A 14620-nucleotide genomic window follows, 5' to 3' on the forward strand; every position below is an offset into this window, starting at 1 on the left:
TGCCACCCTTTTATTGTTTATGATCCCTTCGAAAACACTAAGAAACATACATGATTTTACACTCACACCCCGGACATGAAAATTTATTCTCCACGGGGTTTTTTCTTTCTACCATCTACCTATCATGATCGATCATTCAGCTCATAGGTAATTTTTATTTTCACAGAAAAAGCGCAAGTCCTTAGGCGAAGGGCGCTGGAGGACCTGCGAGGAGGCTTCCGTCGCCACAGCAGGGCCGAAGCGACCCGAGCTGATGGCGCTTGGAGCTAGACACCAACAAAAGGAGCAAAACCTCCCTCCGTTAATAGATGTATGACTTCTTTCTCCAATATTGTGCTAATGTATTCCAAATATTACAATAAAGATATATTTTATTTATCCCTTTAAGGAGTATGTATGGAACTTATAAAAGAATTAATCCTTCAGCTAGCTTTTATTTTTATCCCGTTATTACTCTATCATTCTCTATGGTTAAGTAAACAAATTCAAAGCAGTATAAAACCAAATCAATTTCTTTTTCTTACTTTAATTCTTTTATCTGCTTTGCTTTGCCTAACATACCCAATTCGTATTGAAACGTTATTACCTATTACACTTGTTACAATCCCACTAATGGTAAGCTTTTTTTATGGTGGTTATCAAAACGGAATCATTGTTCTTATTAGCATTTTACTCTATACATTCATAATCCAACCTTATACCGATGTTCATCTATACTACATCGCTTCCTATTCTCTTATTCTAATTTTCATAACAAACAAGTGGAAGAAAATGAAAAAGAGATTGCGCTATGTTACCAGTTTCTTTATCGGATGCATCCCTGTCGTACTATTATATTTGTTTGAAACTACGCTTCACGGGCATGAGTTTCCCGAATTAGAATCAAAACTGGTCATCATTTCAATTTTCATCAGCATCTCTAGTTTATTAACCATTTCAGTTATTGAATATATTATTGAAAATGTCCGCCTTCGAATGAGACTTATTCAGTCAGAAAAAATGTCAGTTGTGAGCGAGCTAGCTGCTAGCGTTGCTCATGAAGTACGAAACCCTCTTACAGTTGTGCGAGGTTTCATCCAGCTGATGGACCGTAAAAACGGTGATAAAGAAAGTGAGTACACCAAACTTATCTTATCCGAATTAGATCGTGCTCAGGAAATTATTTCGGACTACTTAAATTTAGCAAAGCAAGAATATATTGAAAAAGAATCACTACATTTTTCAAAAATGATTGAAGAAGTAAGTACACTTATGCTTTCATATGCTCATTTAAAGAACATAAAATTAGAAACATCTATCCAACCGTCTCTTTTTGTTTACGGTGATGAATATAAATTAAAACAAGTTTTTATTAATTTAATTAAAAATGCTATTGAAGCTACAGAAGATGGTAATGGAAAGGTTGTCATTGAAGCATACGATTCTAAAGATTCTGTTCGAGTAAAAATAATCGACAATGGTGAAGGAATGTCACAAGAACAACTTCAACGATTAGGCGAACCGTTTTATTCGTTAAAAGAAAAAGGCACAGGGCTTGGACTCATGGTTGCTTACTCAATCATTGACCTACACAATGGCCATATTCAATTTCAAAGCACCATACATAAAGGGACAACCGTTCGTGTTTCAATTCCAAAAACAGATGAAACACGTGTTTAATTCATACATTCAATTTATACAAATAGCCCGATGGGAATCTCCTCATCGGGCGACGAACGTTGTATTCATCTTACTCTTCTTCCTTTTGAACTTCTTTTTTATCTGCTTTTTTCGCTTCTTCTTCTGTAATTTTCCCACAGGCAATTCGGCTTCCAGAATCTCCTGATGGCTGCGTCATTCCATCGTCTTTTGCTTCTGTAATAATGATTGAAGTTCCATCTTTATGTAATAAAGAGTTTTTCTTTCCTTTCTTTAGCGTTACGTTAGGAGCTGTAATTTCAACGTCTACCACTCCATTTTCATCAACGATAATATTAGGTAAATCACCTGCATGTGCACCTTCTGGGTGTAACAACCCGTGTTTTTTTTCATCAGGATTAAAGTGATTGCCTGCACCAGTGAAATCTGGTGGTGTGCAATCTCCTTTTTCGTGAATGTGCAGCCCATGTTCCCCGGGTGTGAGCCCTTCTAACAATATTGCAAAACTGACACCTTCCGCTTCTTCTGTTACTTCAATTGAACCTAAGGAATCACCAACTTGATTAAACATTTCTACCGACATTTTTGTAGTATTATCCGCTGCACAACCTGTAATTAGGAGAAATGGTGCCAATACCATCCATCTCATCTTCACATAAAAACCTCCGTATACGAAATCTTGTATACGTTCATTTTTTGCAATTGAGCTCAATTTTATGCGAAAGGTCTTATCACGATGTTGTCCAATCTGAACGTCCCGTTAGGAAACTGGACGCACACCATATCTGCACACCTAGCTGATAGATTACTCACGTTTCTCACTTTCTTTGTTTAGAAGCTTCTCTGCTAACTCATCCGCTTTACGTTGTTCTTTTTTCGACAAGCGTATAAAAAACCATAAAGCACCGATACTCAAAAGAAGAAAAGGAATCATTTGTAAAAAAGCTCCTACATATTCACTTTTATCTTCTGGAAAATAAAGTATAAACGATAGCACCCTTATCTCCCCCTTCATTTGTCATTATTCCTTTTTACTATATCAAAAATATTCAATAAAAAAGGAATTGAATGTGCTAAAAACACTTCAATCCCTTTTTAAATTTAGTTAGCTGGAAGCAGCAACTCTTTTTCTTTCAGTAAATAATTCGTTACATGGTGATGGTAATAAGGGTTCCGTAAACCTGTATTACCGAAAAAGACGTTAAATTCAAATATATAGTAATGGCCATCTACTTCAGCGATGTCAAAACCTGCATGGTTAATACAGAGCGACCGAGCAATCGATTCTACTAGCTGTATAGCTTCTTGCGGTATATCATCGTATATGACCTTTCCACCTTGTGATACATTCGTTAAAAATTCATGTTGTTCGTTTACGCGCCAATACGATTCAATCACTTGATCGCCTACATATACGATGCGCATATCCTTTTCAATAGGTAATAATTCTTGTACATACAACACATCATGTGTTTCAACATACTTTATAAAGTCTGATGCATTTTTTATATAAAAAACGCCCCGTCCCATTGAATTGCGAATATCTTTTGCAATAAAAGGAAATGCAAAAGTTTCAAGTATCTCCTGTTGATTACTAACAGTATTGGCCCTTATGAGCGTAAACGGCACATGCAAAGGAAATGTTGCTTGAAGCACGCGAGTCATTTCGACCTTCGTATGCCCTAAATGATAGGTTGAAATTGAAGGAAAAATATCCTTTTTCAAACCATAATAAAGCGTATTAACTTGCCAATATTCAGGAAATAATAGATATTCCGCTTCTTTGATCTCCTCAATATGTCGAAACATATTTTCCGGCTTTATATAGCGGACATTTTTCATCCCTAGTGATCGATATGGATTAAAGCTCACGTACAATCATTCATCCCTGTCCTCTCCAAGTAAAATAAATGCAAGAGATGACGTCATCAATAGGATTATAATCTGTTAATACCTACAATGGGAAGATATTTTTTTATGAAACTTTTGGAGAATTTTTTTGTAGCGAAAATAATCAGATTTAGTCGGCAATTCCCCTTTCGTCGAGCCATTTAATCAAGAATACATGATAAAATAATGACAATCTACTAATTAAAAGAAGGTGAACGATATGGAAATTGGAGACAAAGTTACTGGGGTTTATAAAACAGGGAAATATATCGGGGAGATTACAAACATCCGTCCTAATCATTATTTAGTGAAAGTCCTTGCCGTTTTAAAGCATCCAATGCAAGGAGACCTTCATAATCCAAAACAAGTTAATGTACCTCTTTTTCATGAGCGAAAAGCTTTGAGCTATAATGAACAAACAAATATTCCGAAAACAATGGTTAAGCCCTATGCTGGAGATATACCTTCTTATAAGGAATCATTACAAAATGCTTTTACGAAGTTAGTGCATGAACTTGAAGAAGACGAAAGCGATTGGGCTAAAAAGTCTCTTCAATGCCTTTCTCAATTAAAAATAGACTATAAGTTTGCTGAATAATGAAAGCAGGCCAATCTACTTAATGAGTAGTTGGCCTTCAAGTTGCTAATTTTCCTAAAAGCTTTGATAAATCCACTCGTTCACCAATTGTCGTTGGTTTCGGTTTCGCTAAATACTGTTTATCTTTCTCCACTAATTGAAAAATTTTATACGTTGTTAAAGCATCATCTAGAGCACGATGGTGTTTTCCGGTTCCTTTCTTTCCATACGCTTCAACAGCTTTCCATAGACCAGTTTGATTTCGGTCGCCAAAAAATTTTTTATACTCCATGGATAAGTCCAGTTCTTTATGCTGAAATGGGAATGGGAGGCGATGCTTATGACAATTCTGTCTTAAGACTTTCATATCCATATTGCCCCAAGTAACGACAGTAGTACGATTTTCGAATACATCTTGTTGAAGAAGCTGAATAAAATCTGGAAAGGTTATTCCAAGGTCTACTTGTTCTTGAGATATTTGCAAAAATTTTTTACATCGGTTAGTTAATGAAGGGAAAAACGTTGGTTTGATATAAGAAGAATATTTCTTGATGATTTTATTGGCAGAAACGACAACATACCCTGCCTCAATAATTTCTGGAAAAAAGCCTTTCGGCAAAGACTTTCCTTCTGGCATCGTAAATTCAAAATCAATGAAAAGATACTGGTGAGAAGACTCCAAAGTGATGACTCCCTCCTTCCTGATATATGCATACCGATTTTATATTTTATTACCATTATATCACTTTAAATCAATAATTATCTTATATTTCCATAAATTATTGCGACTTTTTGTAAAATTGTGCTCTTTCACTAAAGCTGTATTCGTATAGATTGTTTCTTTTTCAGTCATTTTTAAAATGACTGCTGAACATTGCGCTACGGACACTTGCTTTCCGCGGGGAACTGTCTCGTTTCGGCTCCTAGCTTCTAGCGAACGATTCTCAGCAATAAACACTAAAAGCAACAACCTTTTATAATTGAGCCTAAGAAAAAAAGCCATTTATTCGCTTTAATGCAATAGAAGAATTACGATAAAATAGAAGTATAACAATTATAAGGTGGGGTCAATATGGATGAGAACCCAATTGTTTTGTTCGATGGAGAATGTTTATTATGTAATAAATCCGTTCAATTTTTGTTAAAGAATGAAGAAGGAGATCACTTACGGTTCGCTTCTTTACAATCAAAAACAGGGCAGAATCTTCTTGGTCACTATTCTTTTCCTCTCAATTATTCCGATTCGATCGTGTTCATTCATAACGGTGTAGCCTATACTCATTCTACGGCCGTTCTTAAAGTCGCAAAATATTTGAAATGGAAATGGCAGTGGCTTCGTTTTCTATACATAATTCCAACCCCTGTTCGTGATTATATTTATAAATGGGTTGCCAAAAATCGTATTTCATGGTTTGGAAAAACAGACTCTTGCATGTTTTTAACTACAGATTTAAAAAAGAAATTTCTAGAGTATTAAACTTGTTCTAACGATTGTTAAATGCACATAAAAATATGGCGGAGGGATCAAATATGAAACGTCTTATTTTTATGTGTATGATTATTTTTTTCATGATTAGTCCATCAACATCTGCCGCAAAATCAGAAATCTCCCCCAGTTTTTCTGAAGCACTAGAAAAGCATTTGAGAGCAGAAGTTTCCTACTACGATGAAAACTCATTCGTCGTATTGGACGAGATGACCACAAATGGAACGGTAACAAAAGTAAACGGGGATGAGATAACAGAATACGAAAGCAATTTTACAATTGCCTTTGTAAGCTTTGAAGAAAAGCGAGATGGTTTTATTTATTTTGACAAGAGAGAGCTTCTCATTTGGGATAATAACAATCAGGAATTTTTGTCTTATTCCAACATTACACAAAATGAAATTGCTATGGACTTTTATTCAAGTTACATTCAAACGACTGAAAAAGAAATGAACCCGTGGTCCTTATTCCTATTTATGCTCATGCTAACTTCAATTATCATTATTCCAATGTGGATTGTCCTTTTTGTTACACCTTCACGATCAAGTTTTAATTCAAATCCTTTTCTTTATGAGTGAAAGGGAAAATTATCCATTAATAAATGAAAAAACGATTCGGTCATGCCGAATCGTTTTTTCATTTATTGGCTGGTAACACACGAATATACTCACGTGGAAGGAATGATTCGAATACATCCTCTTCGAATAGGCGATTCGTAACAATCGCTGCATCAGTTGTTTGAATAATATTGTTTACTTGCGACTGATCGACATTCGTATACGTTCGTTTTGTATTTTCATGCACGAACCAAGCCGATCCAAACATAATTCCGAAGATCGAACATGCGGTAACAACTTTTCTCGTCATTTTACCACCTCAATATTATCTTTGGGACATGACAAAAAAAATATACATTTAATCAAAAATTTGATACGATATTTATGGTCATGTGAACTTGAAATGAAAATTGAATAAAAAAACACTTCTTCCAATTTTGGAACATAGTCGCAAGTGGATTCGTAAATACTAAGGTAGCTATTATGAATTAGGAAGAAACAAAATCATGTTGCGAAAATGTTGGAGAGAGGATGTTAGGAGGTTTAATTCATGACGCTTTTACATTGGGCTATACTAGCGCCTTTTTTATTTGCCATCTTTGTACCGCTAGTATATAAAGTTTTCCCAAAGCTACATACGGGTTGGTTTGTGTTACTTTTACCTGTAGTTCTCTTTCTGTATTTCTTACAATTTTTATTGAATCGTACTCACTATGAGACGGTTATCGAAACAGTAGAATGGATTCCATCTCTTGGAATAAACTTTACAGCCTATGTGGACGGGCTCGGGCTTTTATTTGCCTTATTAATTACTGGAATCGGCTCTTTAGTCGTTCTCTATTCCATTTATTACTTGTCTAAGGAAAAAGAACAGCTACACACTTTTTATGTGTATCTCCTTATGTTCATGGGGGCGATGCTTGGTGTCGTATTATCCGATAACACGATCGTCTTATATACTTTTTGGGAACTTACGAGCTTTTCTTCCTTCTTATTAATTGGTTATTGGTATCATCGTGAGAAATCACGTTATGGTGCACAGAAATCTATGTTAATTACCGTTTTCGGCGGATTGTCAATGCTTGGAGGGTTTATACTCCTCTATTTAATGACAGGAACTTTTAGCATTCGAGAAACGATTGCACAAGTTGATACTATTTTGTCACATGATCTTTTCATCTTTGCAATGATTTTAATTCTACTTGGTGCATTCACAAAATCTGCGCAGTTTCCATTTTACATTTGGCTACCTGACGCAATGGAAGCGCCAACTCCTGTAAGTGCATATCTTCATTCCGCTACGATGGTTAAAGCCGGAATTTATTTAGTGGCTCGCTTTAGCCCTATTTTTGCTTTTAGCGCAGAATGGTTTTGGTCCGTATCCCTATTCGGAATTTTCACATTATTCTGGGGAAGTTTTAACGCGGTCAAACAAACTGACTTAAAAGCTATCTTAGCTTTCTCAACGGTCAGTCAGCTGGGCATGATTATGTCTTTATTAGGTGTAGGTGCCGCAGCCTTACATTATCAAAATTTCGAATACTACACTGTAGCAACATTAGCTGCTATTTTCCACTTAATTAACCATGCGACTTTTAAAGGAAGCTTGTTTATGGTCGTCGGTATCATTGACCACGAAACAGGTACACGTGATATAAGAAAGCTCGGTGGACTTATGAGCCTTATGCCAATTACGTTCACCATTGCCGTCATTGGCGCCTTTTCAATGGCAGGACTTCCACCATTTAATGGCTTCTTAAGTAAAGAGATGTTCTTTACAAGTATGTTGCGTGTGTTAGAAATGAATATGTTCCAGGCCGATACGTGGGGAATGTTATTACCAATTATCGCTTGGATCGGAAGTGTCTTTACATTCCTTTATAGTATGGTACTAGTGTTTAAAACGTTTACTGGAAAACTGCAAAAGGAGAAACTAGAGAAAATGCCTCATGAAGCACCAATTGGTATGTTAATACCGCCAATTGTATTAGCTTCACTCGTAGTCATTTTTGGATTTTTCCCAGATCTATTAGCTTACACATTGATTGAACCAGCTATGAAATCAATCTTACCGAGTCTTTTAGCTGAAAGTGAACATTTCCATGTCCATATTGAAATGTGGCACGGATTCACACCGGAATTATTCATGACAATTGGTGTCGTTTTACTCGGTACCATTTTGTTCTTAACTTTAACAAAGTGGAAAAAAGTATATGGTTTACAACCTGAAAAGCTAACATTAAACACATTTTATGATTCATCCTTAGTTGCTCTTGATTCTTCAAGTAGCCGATTTACGAAATTTTATATGACTGGGTTTATACGTGATTACCTCGTTTACATTTTCGCCTTTTTAATCGTAATGCTTGGGGCGAGCATGGCAAGCTTAGGAGCGTTTTCATTGGACGTAAGCAAAACTGCTCCGGTTGGCATCTATGAGGTAATTTTAGCTCTTGTTATGATTGCAGGTACATTAACAACTTTATTCTCAACTTCGCGATTAACAGCCATTATTGCTCTTGGGTCAGTTGGATATTCACTTTCACTCTTTTTCGTATTATTTAGAGCTCCTGACCTAGCGCTTACTCAGTTGATTATTGAAACTGTTTCAGTCGCTTTATTCCTTTTAGCGTTTTATCATTTACCAGAGCTTAAGCGACGTGAACAGAAGTTACGTTTCCGCCTCGTGAACTTTATCATTTCACTCGGAGTAGGGGTTATTGTAACGTTAATTGCTATTTCCGCTAACAGTGAACGAGTTTCTGAAACTATTGCTTCTTACTTTATTGAAAACAGCTATAAGCTTGGTGGCGGTAAAAACATGGTAAACGTCATCCTTGTAGACTTCCGCGGCTTCGATACTATGTTTGAAATTACTGTACTCGGTATTGCTGCTCTTGCTATCTACAGCATGATTAAGCTGCGTCTTTCAAGGAGGGAAGAAGGATGAAGAAAGCCGGAAGAAAAACAAACGACATCATTTTACAGACGATTACGAAAATCGTGGTCTTCATCATCATGATTTTCTCGCTTTATTTATTTTTCGCTGGTCACAATGCACCAGGTGGCGGATTTATCGGTGGACTAATGACATCCTCAGCGATTGTCCTTCTCCTCATCGCATACGATGTTAAAACCGTAAAGAAAATTTTGCCGGTAAACTACATTATGATGACCGCTGTCGGACTGTTTATTGCAGTCATGACAGGTGTAGGATCGTTTATTTTCGGCGTACCGTTTTTAACTCATACATTCGGACATTTTCATTTACCGGTTTTAGGAGATACTGAGTTAGCAACTGCCGTATTATTTGACCTTGGCGTTTATTTAGTTGTCATTGGAGTAACGATGACCATTATTCAAACGATTGGAGAGACGGAATAATGGAAATAATCATGTCAATTGTTGCCGGTATCTTATTTATGGCTGCAACTTATTTAATGCTTTCCAGAAGTTTGCTTCGCATTATTATCGGCACAGGATTGTTAAGTCATGGAGCACACTTATTGATTTTAACAATGGGTGGGTTAAAACAAGGAACTGTTCCATTACTAAGCGAAAAGGCAGCATCATTTGTTGACCCTTTGCCACAGGCGCTAATTTTAACGGCCATCGTCATTAGCTTTGGAGTCACATCCTTTTTCTTAGTTCTAGCCTATCGCTCGTATCAAGAACTTGGAACAGATGATATGGAACAATTGAGGGGAAATGATCAACAATGAATAATTTTATCATTTTGCCAATTTTATTACCGTTATTGACCGGCATTATACTCGTATTTTTTCAGAAGAGAATTGCCGTCCAAAAATGGATAAGTAGCTTGGCTTCTTTAATCAGTATTGTAATTGCAGTTACTCTTGTTCAACGGGTATACACGAACGGGATTCAAACGCTAGAGGTAGGAAGCTGGAAACCTCCGTTTGGAATTGTGTTAGTGGCGGATATGTATGCAAGCCTTCTAGTATTGACAACAAATGTCATTGTCTTTGCTTGCTTACTATTTGCTTTTCGTTCCATCGGTATAGACCGAGAGAAGTTTTTCTTCTACCCAGCTGTTATGTTCTTACTAACAGGGGTCACTGGCGCATTTATGACAGGTGACATTTTCAACCTTTTCGTATTTTTCGAAGTAATGCTCATGGCCTCTTACTTCTTAATTGTTCACGGGAACACAAAAATTCAATTGCGTGAGTCGATTAAATATATTTTAGTCAATGTTATCTCGTCAGCGCTTTTTGTTATTGCAGTTGCGTTTTTATACGCTGTTACAGGTACGTTAAATATGGCAGACTTGAGTGTCCGCGTTGCTGAAGCAGGGCAAACAAGTATTATGACTGTCATTTCCGTGTTATTTTTAATTGTTTTCGGGTTAAAGGGAGCCATCTTCCCATTGTATTTCTGGTTACCAGGCTCATACCAAGCTCCACCTTCTGCTATTACAGCTTTATTCGGAGCATTGTTAACGAAAGTTGGTGTTTACTCTATTACCCGTGTATTCACCCTTATTTTCGTTCATGAAGTCGGCTTCACACATGAGATAATTGCATGGCTGGCAACGTTAACGATTATATTCGGTGTTATCGGAGCCATTGCTTATTTAGACATTCGAAAAATCATCATTTATAACATCATTACAGCAGTCGGCGTCATCTTATTCGGAGTGGCGATGTTTAACGAGGCAGGTATTGAAGGTTCCGTTTACTACCTCATTCATGACATGCTTATCAAAGGCGCATTGTTTTTACTTGTAGGTGCGATTATCGTGATTACTGGCACAAGTAACCTCAAAAATATGGGAGGCCTCATTAAAAATCATCCGTTTTTAGGATGGATGTTCTTCGTTGCAGCAGCAGCACTTGCAGGAGTTCCTCCATTAAGCGGATTTATCGGTAAGCTTAAAATCATCGAAGCTGGCTTCCAAAACGGCGACTATGTAATGGCGATGATTGTCTTGCTCTCAAGTCTTCTCGTGCTTTATTCTGTCATGAAGATCTTCATGAATGGATTCTGGGGAGAACAAGTGTTATCAAGAGAAGAAGAAAAAGGTTCAACGAAAGGGCTGCTCATGCCTATCGCCCTTTTAATTGCTTTATCTGTTCTCTATGGATTTGGTATCGAAATCGTCTCTCCATATGTCGTCCAAGCTGCTGAAACGCTGCTTGACCCATCAATCTATATTGAAGCCGTATTAAAGGAGTAGATGGTATGGCATTTCAGATTTTATTGAACAGTTTGATTGCGTTTATTTGGATGTTTTTACAAAACAGTTATACTGCATCTAGCTTCGTGGTTGGATATGTCTTAGGGCTTTTCATTATCTTTGCCCTAAGACGATTCTTCCACAGACGCTTTTACTTATACAATGTAATCGCCGTCATTAAACTATTGCTCATCTTTATAAAAGAGCTCATTTTATCTAATTTATCGGTGTTAAAAGTCATTATTTCACCAAAGTTAAACATGAAACCAGGAATTTTCTCGTTGGAGACGACGCTTGAAAAAGATTGGGAGATTACACTATTAGCTAATTTAATTACATTAACACCTGGAACACTCGTCATCGATGTATCAGACGATAACAAAACATTATTCATTCATGCGATGGATCTAGATGATGTAGAACAAGCACGTCAAGATATTCGAGAAAGCTTTGAAAAGGCTATTAAGGAGGTGAGCCGATGATGTTTGAGACTGTTATAATCATTTCATTAGCGCTAATTGCTATTTCCTCATTTCTATTAATCATCAGGCTCATAAAAGGTCCATCCGTTCCAGACCGTGCAGTATCTTTAGATGCTTTTGGTATTAATTTAATTGCCATTACAGCTATTATTTCGGTTGTATTAAAGACGAATGCTTTTTTAGACGTCATTTTACTTCTTGGAATCTTAGCCTTTATTGGAACGGTTGCCATTGCAAAATTCCTGGAGAAAGGAGAAATTGTTGAAAATGATCGTGATCAGTAAAATTCTTATCGGTTATTTAATTCTCCAGGGTGCTATATTAAGCCTTATTTCTTCAATTGGTATTTTACGTCTTCCTGATGTATATACGCGTAACCATGCCGCTTCAAAAGCAGCAACGTTGGGTGTTATTTCGATAATGTTAGGAGTGTTCTTATACTTTTGGCTTATCGAAGGTCATGTAAATACGCAAGTACTATTAGGAATTGTATTTGTCTTCTTAACAGCACCTGTTGCAGGTCACTTAATAAGTCGTGCAGCGTATCATACAAACACGCCTTTATGGAAAAACAGCGTGCAAGATGAGCTTAAACAAGCGAAAAAAGGAAAATAAAACATAAAAAAAGGAAGGGGCTGTACTTTTTGGACAGTCCCTTCTTTTTTCCGTACAGGAGATTAGTTGCGACCTTTTCGATGCACAATTGCCATCGTACATCTTGAGATACAAATTAAATCCTCTTCTTCGTCTACGATGCGAATTTCCCATACCATAGTCGTTCTCCCTTGATGAACAGGTTTTGCAATAGCCGTTACGAATCCATCTTTCTTTCCTTTGATATGATTAGCGTTAATTTCCAATCCTACCGCCGCTTCTTTTTCAGGATCAATATGAAAAAACGCACCAATACTTGCAACAGTTTCTGCTAAAGCAACAGAAGCTCCACCATGCAAAAGGCCAAAAGGTTGACGTGTTCTCTCATCAACCGGCATTTTCGCACGAACTTCCTTTTGATCTGCTTTTTCAATTTCAATTCCTAAAGTTGATACAAGTGTTCCTTCTAAATTTACGTTCACCGTTACTTCCTCCCTTATCTTCTTAAGACCGCTACAACAAAAATAAAATAGATACACATCAATAATAGTATCGGAAACACGTTCATAAAATCCATGATGTAACTCCTTCCCCATAAAACCGTACATTGAGTAGTCTTATAGTCAATACTAAAGGAAAAACATCATGTTAATATTGAGTAATTGTTTCATTTTTGTAAAATTACTAAATATTCCCTTTAATCTATATTATTGGTACTGAAAATGGACTAGCAACTGCGCCTGAATCGTTATTTCTTGTGGCATAATCGAAGTTTCTGCTGATTGTAACATCATTCGTTTAGGACCTATCGGCTGACTTCCGCTGACATCCTCTATTTTTTGAGGTGGTAATACGATGGAAGCTCCATATCCATTGGCAATAACTTTACCCCTTCTTATCGAATCTTGAATTGCTTTTTCATATGCTTCCTTTTCATACGTTCGAGTATTCTTCACATCGTATTGTGGATTTCCTATTTGATTAGCACCGTTTTCAGTTGCAGCCTCCATAATGTCCCCGATTTGACTCAGTTTTTCCGTCGAAACTTTAATGGTGTGTGTGACTTCATAACCGATTAAAGTTGGTGGTTTTCCTTGTGGATAATCATATTTCGGCTGTACTTGATAATTAACTGTTTCGATATCACTTTTTGAAATGGACATTCCAATTAATGATTGAATAACCTGATTTGTCACTTTAGCATTTTCTTTTTGAGCAAGTTGAGGCTTTTCATTTTCCGTAATCATTCCAATAAGTATTAGAGCCGTATCTGGTTTTACTTTAACAGACCCTTTCCCCGTCACAATTAAATTTCGTTCCATTACTTTATTACGTTGAACATATTGTGGATTTGGGTACATGAGAGACCCCTTTCTTAAACTTTTATCCACAATATATGAATAAGGAGGTACTATCCATTCCAAGGTTTTACACGAAGGCTATTCATTCTTCCATATAAATAAACGAGAGGTGCTAATCTTTTCTCATCACACCTCTCTCATGATTATAATTAAGCTTAGTCGATAAACCCTTCAGCCTTCGCTACAAGGACTGCTTCTGTCCTAGAACCCACATTTAATTTTGTGTAAATAGACGTTAAACTGTATTCAATGGAGCGTTTACTTAAATGAAGTTTATCAGCAATTTCTTGATTCGTAAGTCCGTTTTCTACTTCTTCGATAATCTTCTTTTCTCTTTCGGTTAACGATGTAGGAATTTGTTCCATTTGCTTTTCATGTTGAACATGTTGTTGAACTAATTTTTTGACAAAATCATAGGGTAGAATGATTTCTCCTTGTAGGGAGTGCCGAATGTTTTGAAGAATTTTTTCTTTCGTTTCTGTTTTGCTAATAGCTCCATGTATTCCTATACTAATTGCTTTTTCAATATAGTCACCGATATCATAGCCGGTATATAAAAGGATTTTACAAGAAACTGAGTTTTCCAAAATCGTTTTCGCCAGCTCAATCCCGTTAATCTCTCCTAAATTCATATCCATTAAAATAACATCAAATTTAGAATAATCAAGACTGTTCATTACATCTGCTGTAAATGGTGGTTCTAGACAATCTACCGTTATATCATGTTCACTTTCTAAAATAGATCTAGTTCCTTCTCTAACTGCCGGATGGTCATCAATGACAAGTATATGAATCATACACGTACTCCTTTCGTTCATCTGGCATAGTATCAGCT

20 protein-coding genes are annotated in these 14620 nt (G+C 36.5%); 11 read left to right on the plus strand and 9 right to left on the minus strand.

What is annotated here, in order from left to right; all coding sequences use genetic code 11:
- The first annotated feature begins 396 nt into the window (after positions 1-396).
- On the plus strand, positions 397-1659 hold the full coding sequence (locus tag ML543_RS12130; RefSeq protein ID WP_243387665.1) for a sensor histidine kinase: 1263 nt from the start codon (positions 397-399) through the stop codon (positions 1657-1659).
- A gap of 70 nt (positions 1660-1729) precedes the next feature.
- Here the strand turns inward: ML543_RS12130 and ML543_RS12135 are convergent, their stop codons facing one another.
- The 3 genes from ML543_RS12135 to ML543_RS12145 form a co-directional block, all read right to left on the minus strand.
- The gene (locus ML543_RS12135; RefSeq protein ID WP_243387823.1) at positions 1730-2287 is read right to left on the minus strand and encodes a superoxide dismutase family protein; all 558 of its coding nucleotides are present in this window, start codon (positions 2285-2287) and stop codon (positions 1730-1732) included.
- A gap of 156 nt (positions 2288-2443) precedes the next feature.
- Positions 2444-2635, minus strand: a complete 192-nt coding sequence (locus ML543_RS12140) for a hypothetical protein (protein WP_243387666.1) — start codon at positions 2633-2635, stop codon at positions 2444-2446.
- A gap of 104 nt (positions 2636-2739) precedes the next feature.
- A complete protein-coding gene (locus ML543_RS12145) occupies positions 2740-3510 on the minus strand; it encodes an ATP-grasp domain-containing protein (RefSeq protein ID WP_243387667.1) in 771 nt (256 codons plus the stop codon).
- A 238-nt stretch (positions 3511-3748) separates the two neighbouring features.
- On the opposite strand from ML543_RS12145, the gene kapB reads away from it, so the two are divergent.
- On the plus strand, positions 3749-4126 hold the full coding sequence (gene kapB, locus ML543_RS12150) for a kinase-associated lipoprotein KapB (RefSeq protein WP_243387669.1): 378 nt from the start codon (positions 3749-3751) through the stop codon (positions 4124-4126).
- Between the two features lie 37 nt (positions 4127-4163).
- Here the strand turns inward: kapB and kapD are convergent, their stop codons facing one another.
- Both kapD and ML543_RS12160 read right to left on the minus strand, forming a co-directional pair.
- A complete protein-coding gene (gene kapD, locus ML543_RS12155) occupies positions 4164-4787 on the minus strand; it encodes a 3'-5' exonuclease KapD (RefSeq protein WP_243387670.1) in 624 nt (207 codons plus the stop codon).
- Between the two features lie 60 nt (positions 4788-4847).
- Complete coding sequence (locus ML543_RS12160; protein ID WP_243387672.1) at positions 4848-5063, minus strand: hypothetical protein; 216 nt, start codon at positions 5061-5063, stop codon at positions 4848-4850.
- A 114-nt stretch (positions 5064-5177) separates the two neighbouring features.
- Here ML543_RS12160 and ML543_RS12165 point away from each other — a divergent pair, with 114 nt between their 5' ends.
- Both ML543_RS12165 and ML543_RS12170 read left to right on the plus strand, forming a co-directional pair.
- The gene (locus tag ML543_RS12165) at positions 5178-5582 is read left to right on the plus strand and encodes a thiol-disulfide oxidoreductase DCC family protein (protein WP_243387674.1); all 405 of its coding nucleotides are present in this window, start codon (positions 5178-5180) and stop codon (positions 5580-5582) included.
- Between the two features lie 53 nt (positions 5583-5635).
- The gene (locus ML543_RS12170) at positions 5636-6169 is read left to right on the plus strand and encodes a hypothetical protein (RefSeq protein WP_243387676.1); all 534 of its coding nucleotides are present in this window, start codon (positions 5636-5638) and stop codon (positions 6167-6169) included.
- A gap of 58 nt (positions 6170-6227) precedes the next feature.
- On the opposite strand, the gene ML543_RS12175 is transcribed toward ML543_RS12170, so the two are convergent.
- Positions 6228-6458, minus strand: a complete 231-nt coding sequence (locus ML543_RS12175; RefSeq protein ID WP_243387678.1) for a hypothetical protein — start codon at positions 6456-6458, stop codon at positions 6228-6230.
- Positions 6459-6698: 240 nt separating this feature from the next.
- On the opposite strand from ML543_RS12175, the gene ML543_RS12180 reads away from it, so the two are divergent.
- The 7 genes from ML543_RS12180 to mnhG are packed head-to-tail and all read left to right on the plus strand — an operon-like array spanning position 6699 to position 12445.
- The gene (locus tag ML543_RS12180) at positions 6699-9098 is read left to right on the plus strand and encodes a Na+/H+ antiporter subunit A (RefSeq protein ID WP_243387679.1); all 2400 of its coding nucleotides are present in this window, start codon (positions 6699-6701) and stop codon (positions 9096-9098) included.
- Entirely contained in the window at positions 9095-9532 is a 438-nt protein-coding gene (locus ML543_RS12185; protein ID WP_243387680.1) for a Na(+)/H(+) antiporter subunit B, read from the plus strand. Before ML543_RS12180 ends, ML543_RS12185 begins: the two co-directional genes overlap by 4 nt.
- Complete coding sequence (locus tag ML543_RS12190; RefSeq protein WP_243387681.1) at positions 9532-9870, plus strand: Na(+)/H(+) antiporter subunit C; 339 nt, start codon at positions 9532-9534, stop codon at positions 9868-9870. Before ML543_RS12185 ends, ML543_RS12190 begins: the two co-directional genes overlap by 1 nt.
- Positions 9867-11348 carry a Na+/H+ antiporter subunit D gene (locus ML543_RS12195; protein WP_243387682.1) on the plus strand — a complete coding sequence of 494 codons (1482 nt, stop codon included), beginning with the start codon at positions 9867-9869 and terminating at the stop codon, positions 11346-11348. The genes ML543_RS12190 and ML543_RS12195 overlap by 4 nt, the downstream gene beginning before the upstream one ends.
- A 5-nt stretch (positions 11349-11353) precedes the next feature.
- Positions 11354-11830, plus strand: a complete 477-nt coding sequence (locus tag ML543_RS12200) for a Na+/H+ antiporter subunit E (RefSeq protein WP_243387683.1) — start codon at positions 11354-11356, stop codon at positions 11828-11830.
- Entirely contained in the window at positions 11830-12114 is a 285-nt protein-coding gene (locus tag ML543_RS12205) for a Na(+)/H(+) antiporter subunit F1 (protein ID WP_243387824.1), read from the plus strand. The genes ML543_RS12200 and ML543_RS12205 overlap by 1 nt, the downstream gene beginning before the upstream one ends.
- Entirely contained in the window at positions 12098-12445 is a 348-nt protein-coding gene (gene mnhG / locus ML543_RS12210; protein WP_243387826.1) for a monovalent cation/H(+) antiporter subunit G, read from the plus strand. Before ML543_RS12205 ends, mnhG begins: the two co-directional genes overlap by 17 nt.
- A gap of 62 nt (positions 12446-12507) precedes the next feature.
- Here the strand turns inward: mnhG and ML543_RS12215 are convergent, their stop codons facing one another.
- The 3 genes from ML543_RS12215 to ML543_RS12225 form a co-directional block, all read right to left on the minus strand.
- On the minus strand, positions 12508-12906 hold the full coding sequence (locus ML543_RS12215; RefSeq protein ID WP_243387684.1) for a hotdog fold thioesterase: 399 nt from the start codon (positions 12904-12906) through the stop codon (positions 12508-12510).
- A gap of 225 nt (positions 12907-13131) precedes the next feature.
- Positions 13132-13785, minus strand: coding sequence for an SIMPL domain-containing protein (locus ML543_RS12220; RefSeq protein ID WP_243387685.1), 654 nt, complete (start codon positions 13783-13785; stop codon positions 13132-13134).
- A gap of 155 nt (positions 13786-13940) precedes the next feature.
- Positions 13941-14582 carry a response regulator transcription factor gene (locus ML543_RS12225; RefSeq protein ID WP_243387686.1) on the minus strand — a complete coding sequence of 214 codons (642 nt, stop codon included), beginning with the start codon at positions 14580-14582 and terminating at the stop codon, positions 13941-13943.
- Positions 14583-14620: the final 38 nt, after the last annotated feature.

It is taken from the genome of Bacillus kexueae (genome assembly GCF_022809095.1).
In the GTDB taxonomy this organism is placed as follows: domain Bacteria; phylum Bacillota; class Bacilli; order Bacillales; family Aeribacillaceae; genus Bacillus_BZ; species Bacillus_BZ kexueae.

Excerpts from the sequence above, each read along its gene's own strand:
- ML543_RS12130 (WP_243387665.1), top strand. The coding sequence starts at position 397 with ATGGAACTTATAAAAGAATTAATCCTTCAGCTAGCTTTTATTTTTATC.
- ML543_RS12135 (WP_243387823.1), bottom strand. The coding sequence starts at position 2,287 with ATGAGATGGATGGTATTGGCACCATTTCTCCTAATTACAGGTTGTGCA.
- kapB (WP_243387669.1), top strand. The coding sequence starts at position 3,749 with ATGGAAATTGGAGACAAAGTTACTGGGGTTTATAAAACAGGGAAATAT.
- ML543_RS12165 (WP_243387674.1), top strand. The coding sequence starts at position 5,178 with ATGGATGAGAACCCAATTGTTTTGTTCGATGGAGAATGTTTATTATGT.
- ML543_RS12170 (WP_243387676.1), top strand. The coding sequence starts at position 5,636 with ATGAAACGTCTTATTTTTATGTGTATGATTATTTTTTTCATGATTAGT.
- ML543_RS12175 (WP_243387678.1), bottom strand. The coding sequence starts at position 6,458 with ATGACGAGAAAAGTTGTTACCGCATGTTCGATCTTCGGAATTATGTTT.
- ML543_RS12180 (WP_243387679.1), top strand. The coding sequence starts at position 6,699 with ATGACGCTTTTACATTGGGCTATACTAGCGCCTTTTTTATTTGCCATC.
- ML543_RS12185 (WP_243387680.1), top strand. The coding sequence starts at position 9,095 with ATGAAGAAAGCCGGAAGAAAAACAAACGACATCATTTTACAGACGATT.
- ML543_RS12190 (WP_243387681.1), top strand. The coding sequence starts at position 9,532 with ATGGAAATAATCATGTCAATTGTTGCCGGTATCTTATTTATGGCTGCA.
- ML543_RS12195 (WP_243387682.1), top strand. The coding sequence starts at position 9,867 with ATGAATAATTTTATCATTTTGCCAATTTTATTACCGTTATTGACCGGC.
- ML543_RS12200 (WP_243387683.1), top strand. The coding sequence starts at position 11,354 with ATGGCATTTCAGATTTTATTGAACAGTTTGATTGCGTTTATTTGGATG.
- ML543_RS12205 (WP_243387824.1), top strand. The coding sequence starts at position 11,830 with ATGTTTGAGACTGTTATAATCATTTCATTAGCGCTAATTGCTATTTCC.
- mnhG (WP_243387826.1), top strand. The coding sequence starts at position 12,098 with ATGATCGTGATCAGTAAAATTCTTATCGGTTATTTAATTCTCCAGGGT.
- ML543_RS12220 (WP_243387685.1), bottom strand. The coding sequence starts at position 13,785 with ATGTACCCAAATCCACAATATGTTCAACGTAATAAAGTAATGGAACGA.
- ML543_RS12225 (WP_243387686.1), bottom strand. The coding sequence starts at position 14,582 with ATGATTCATATACTTGTCATTGATGACCATCCGGCAGTTAGAGAAGGA.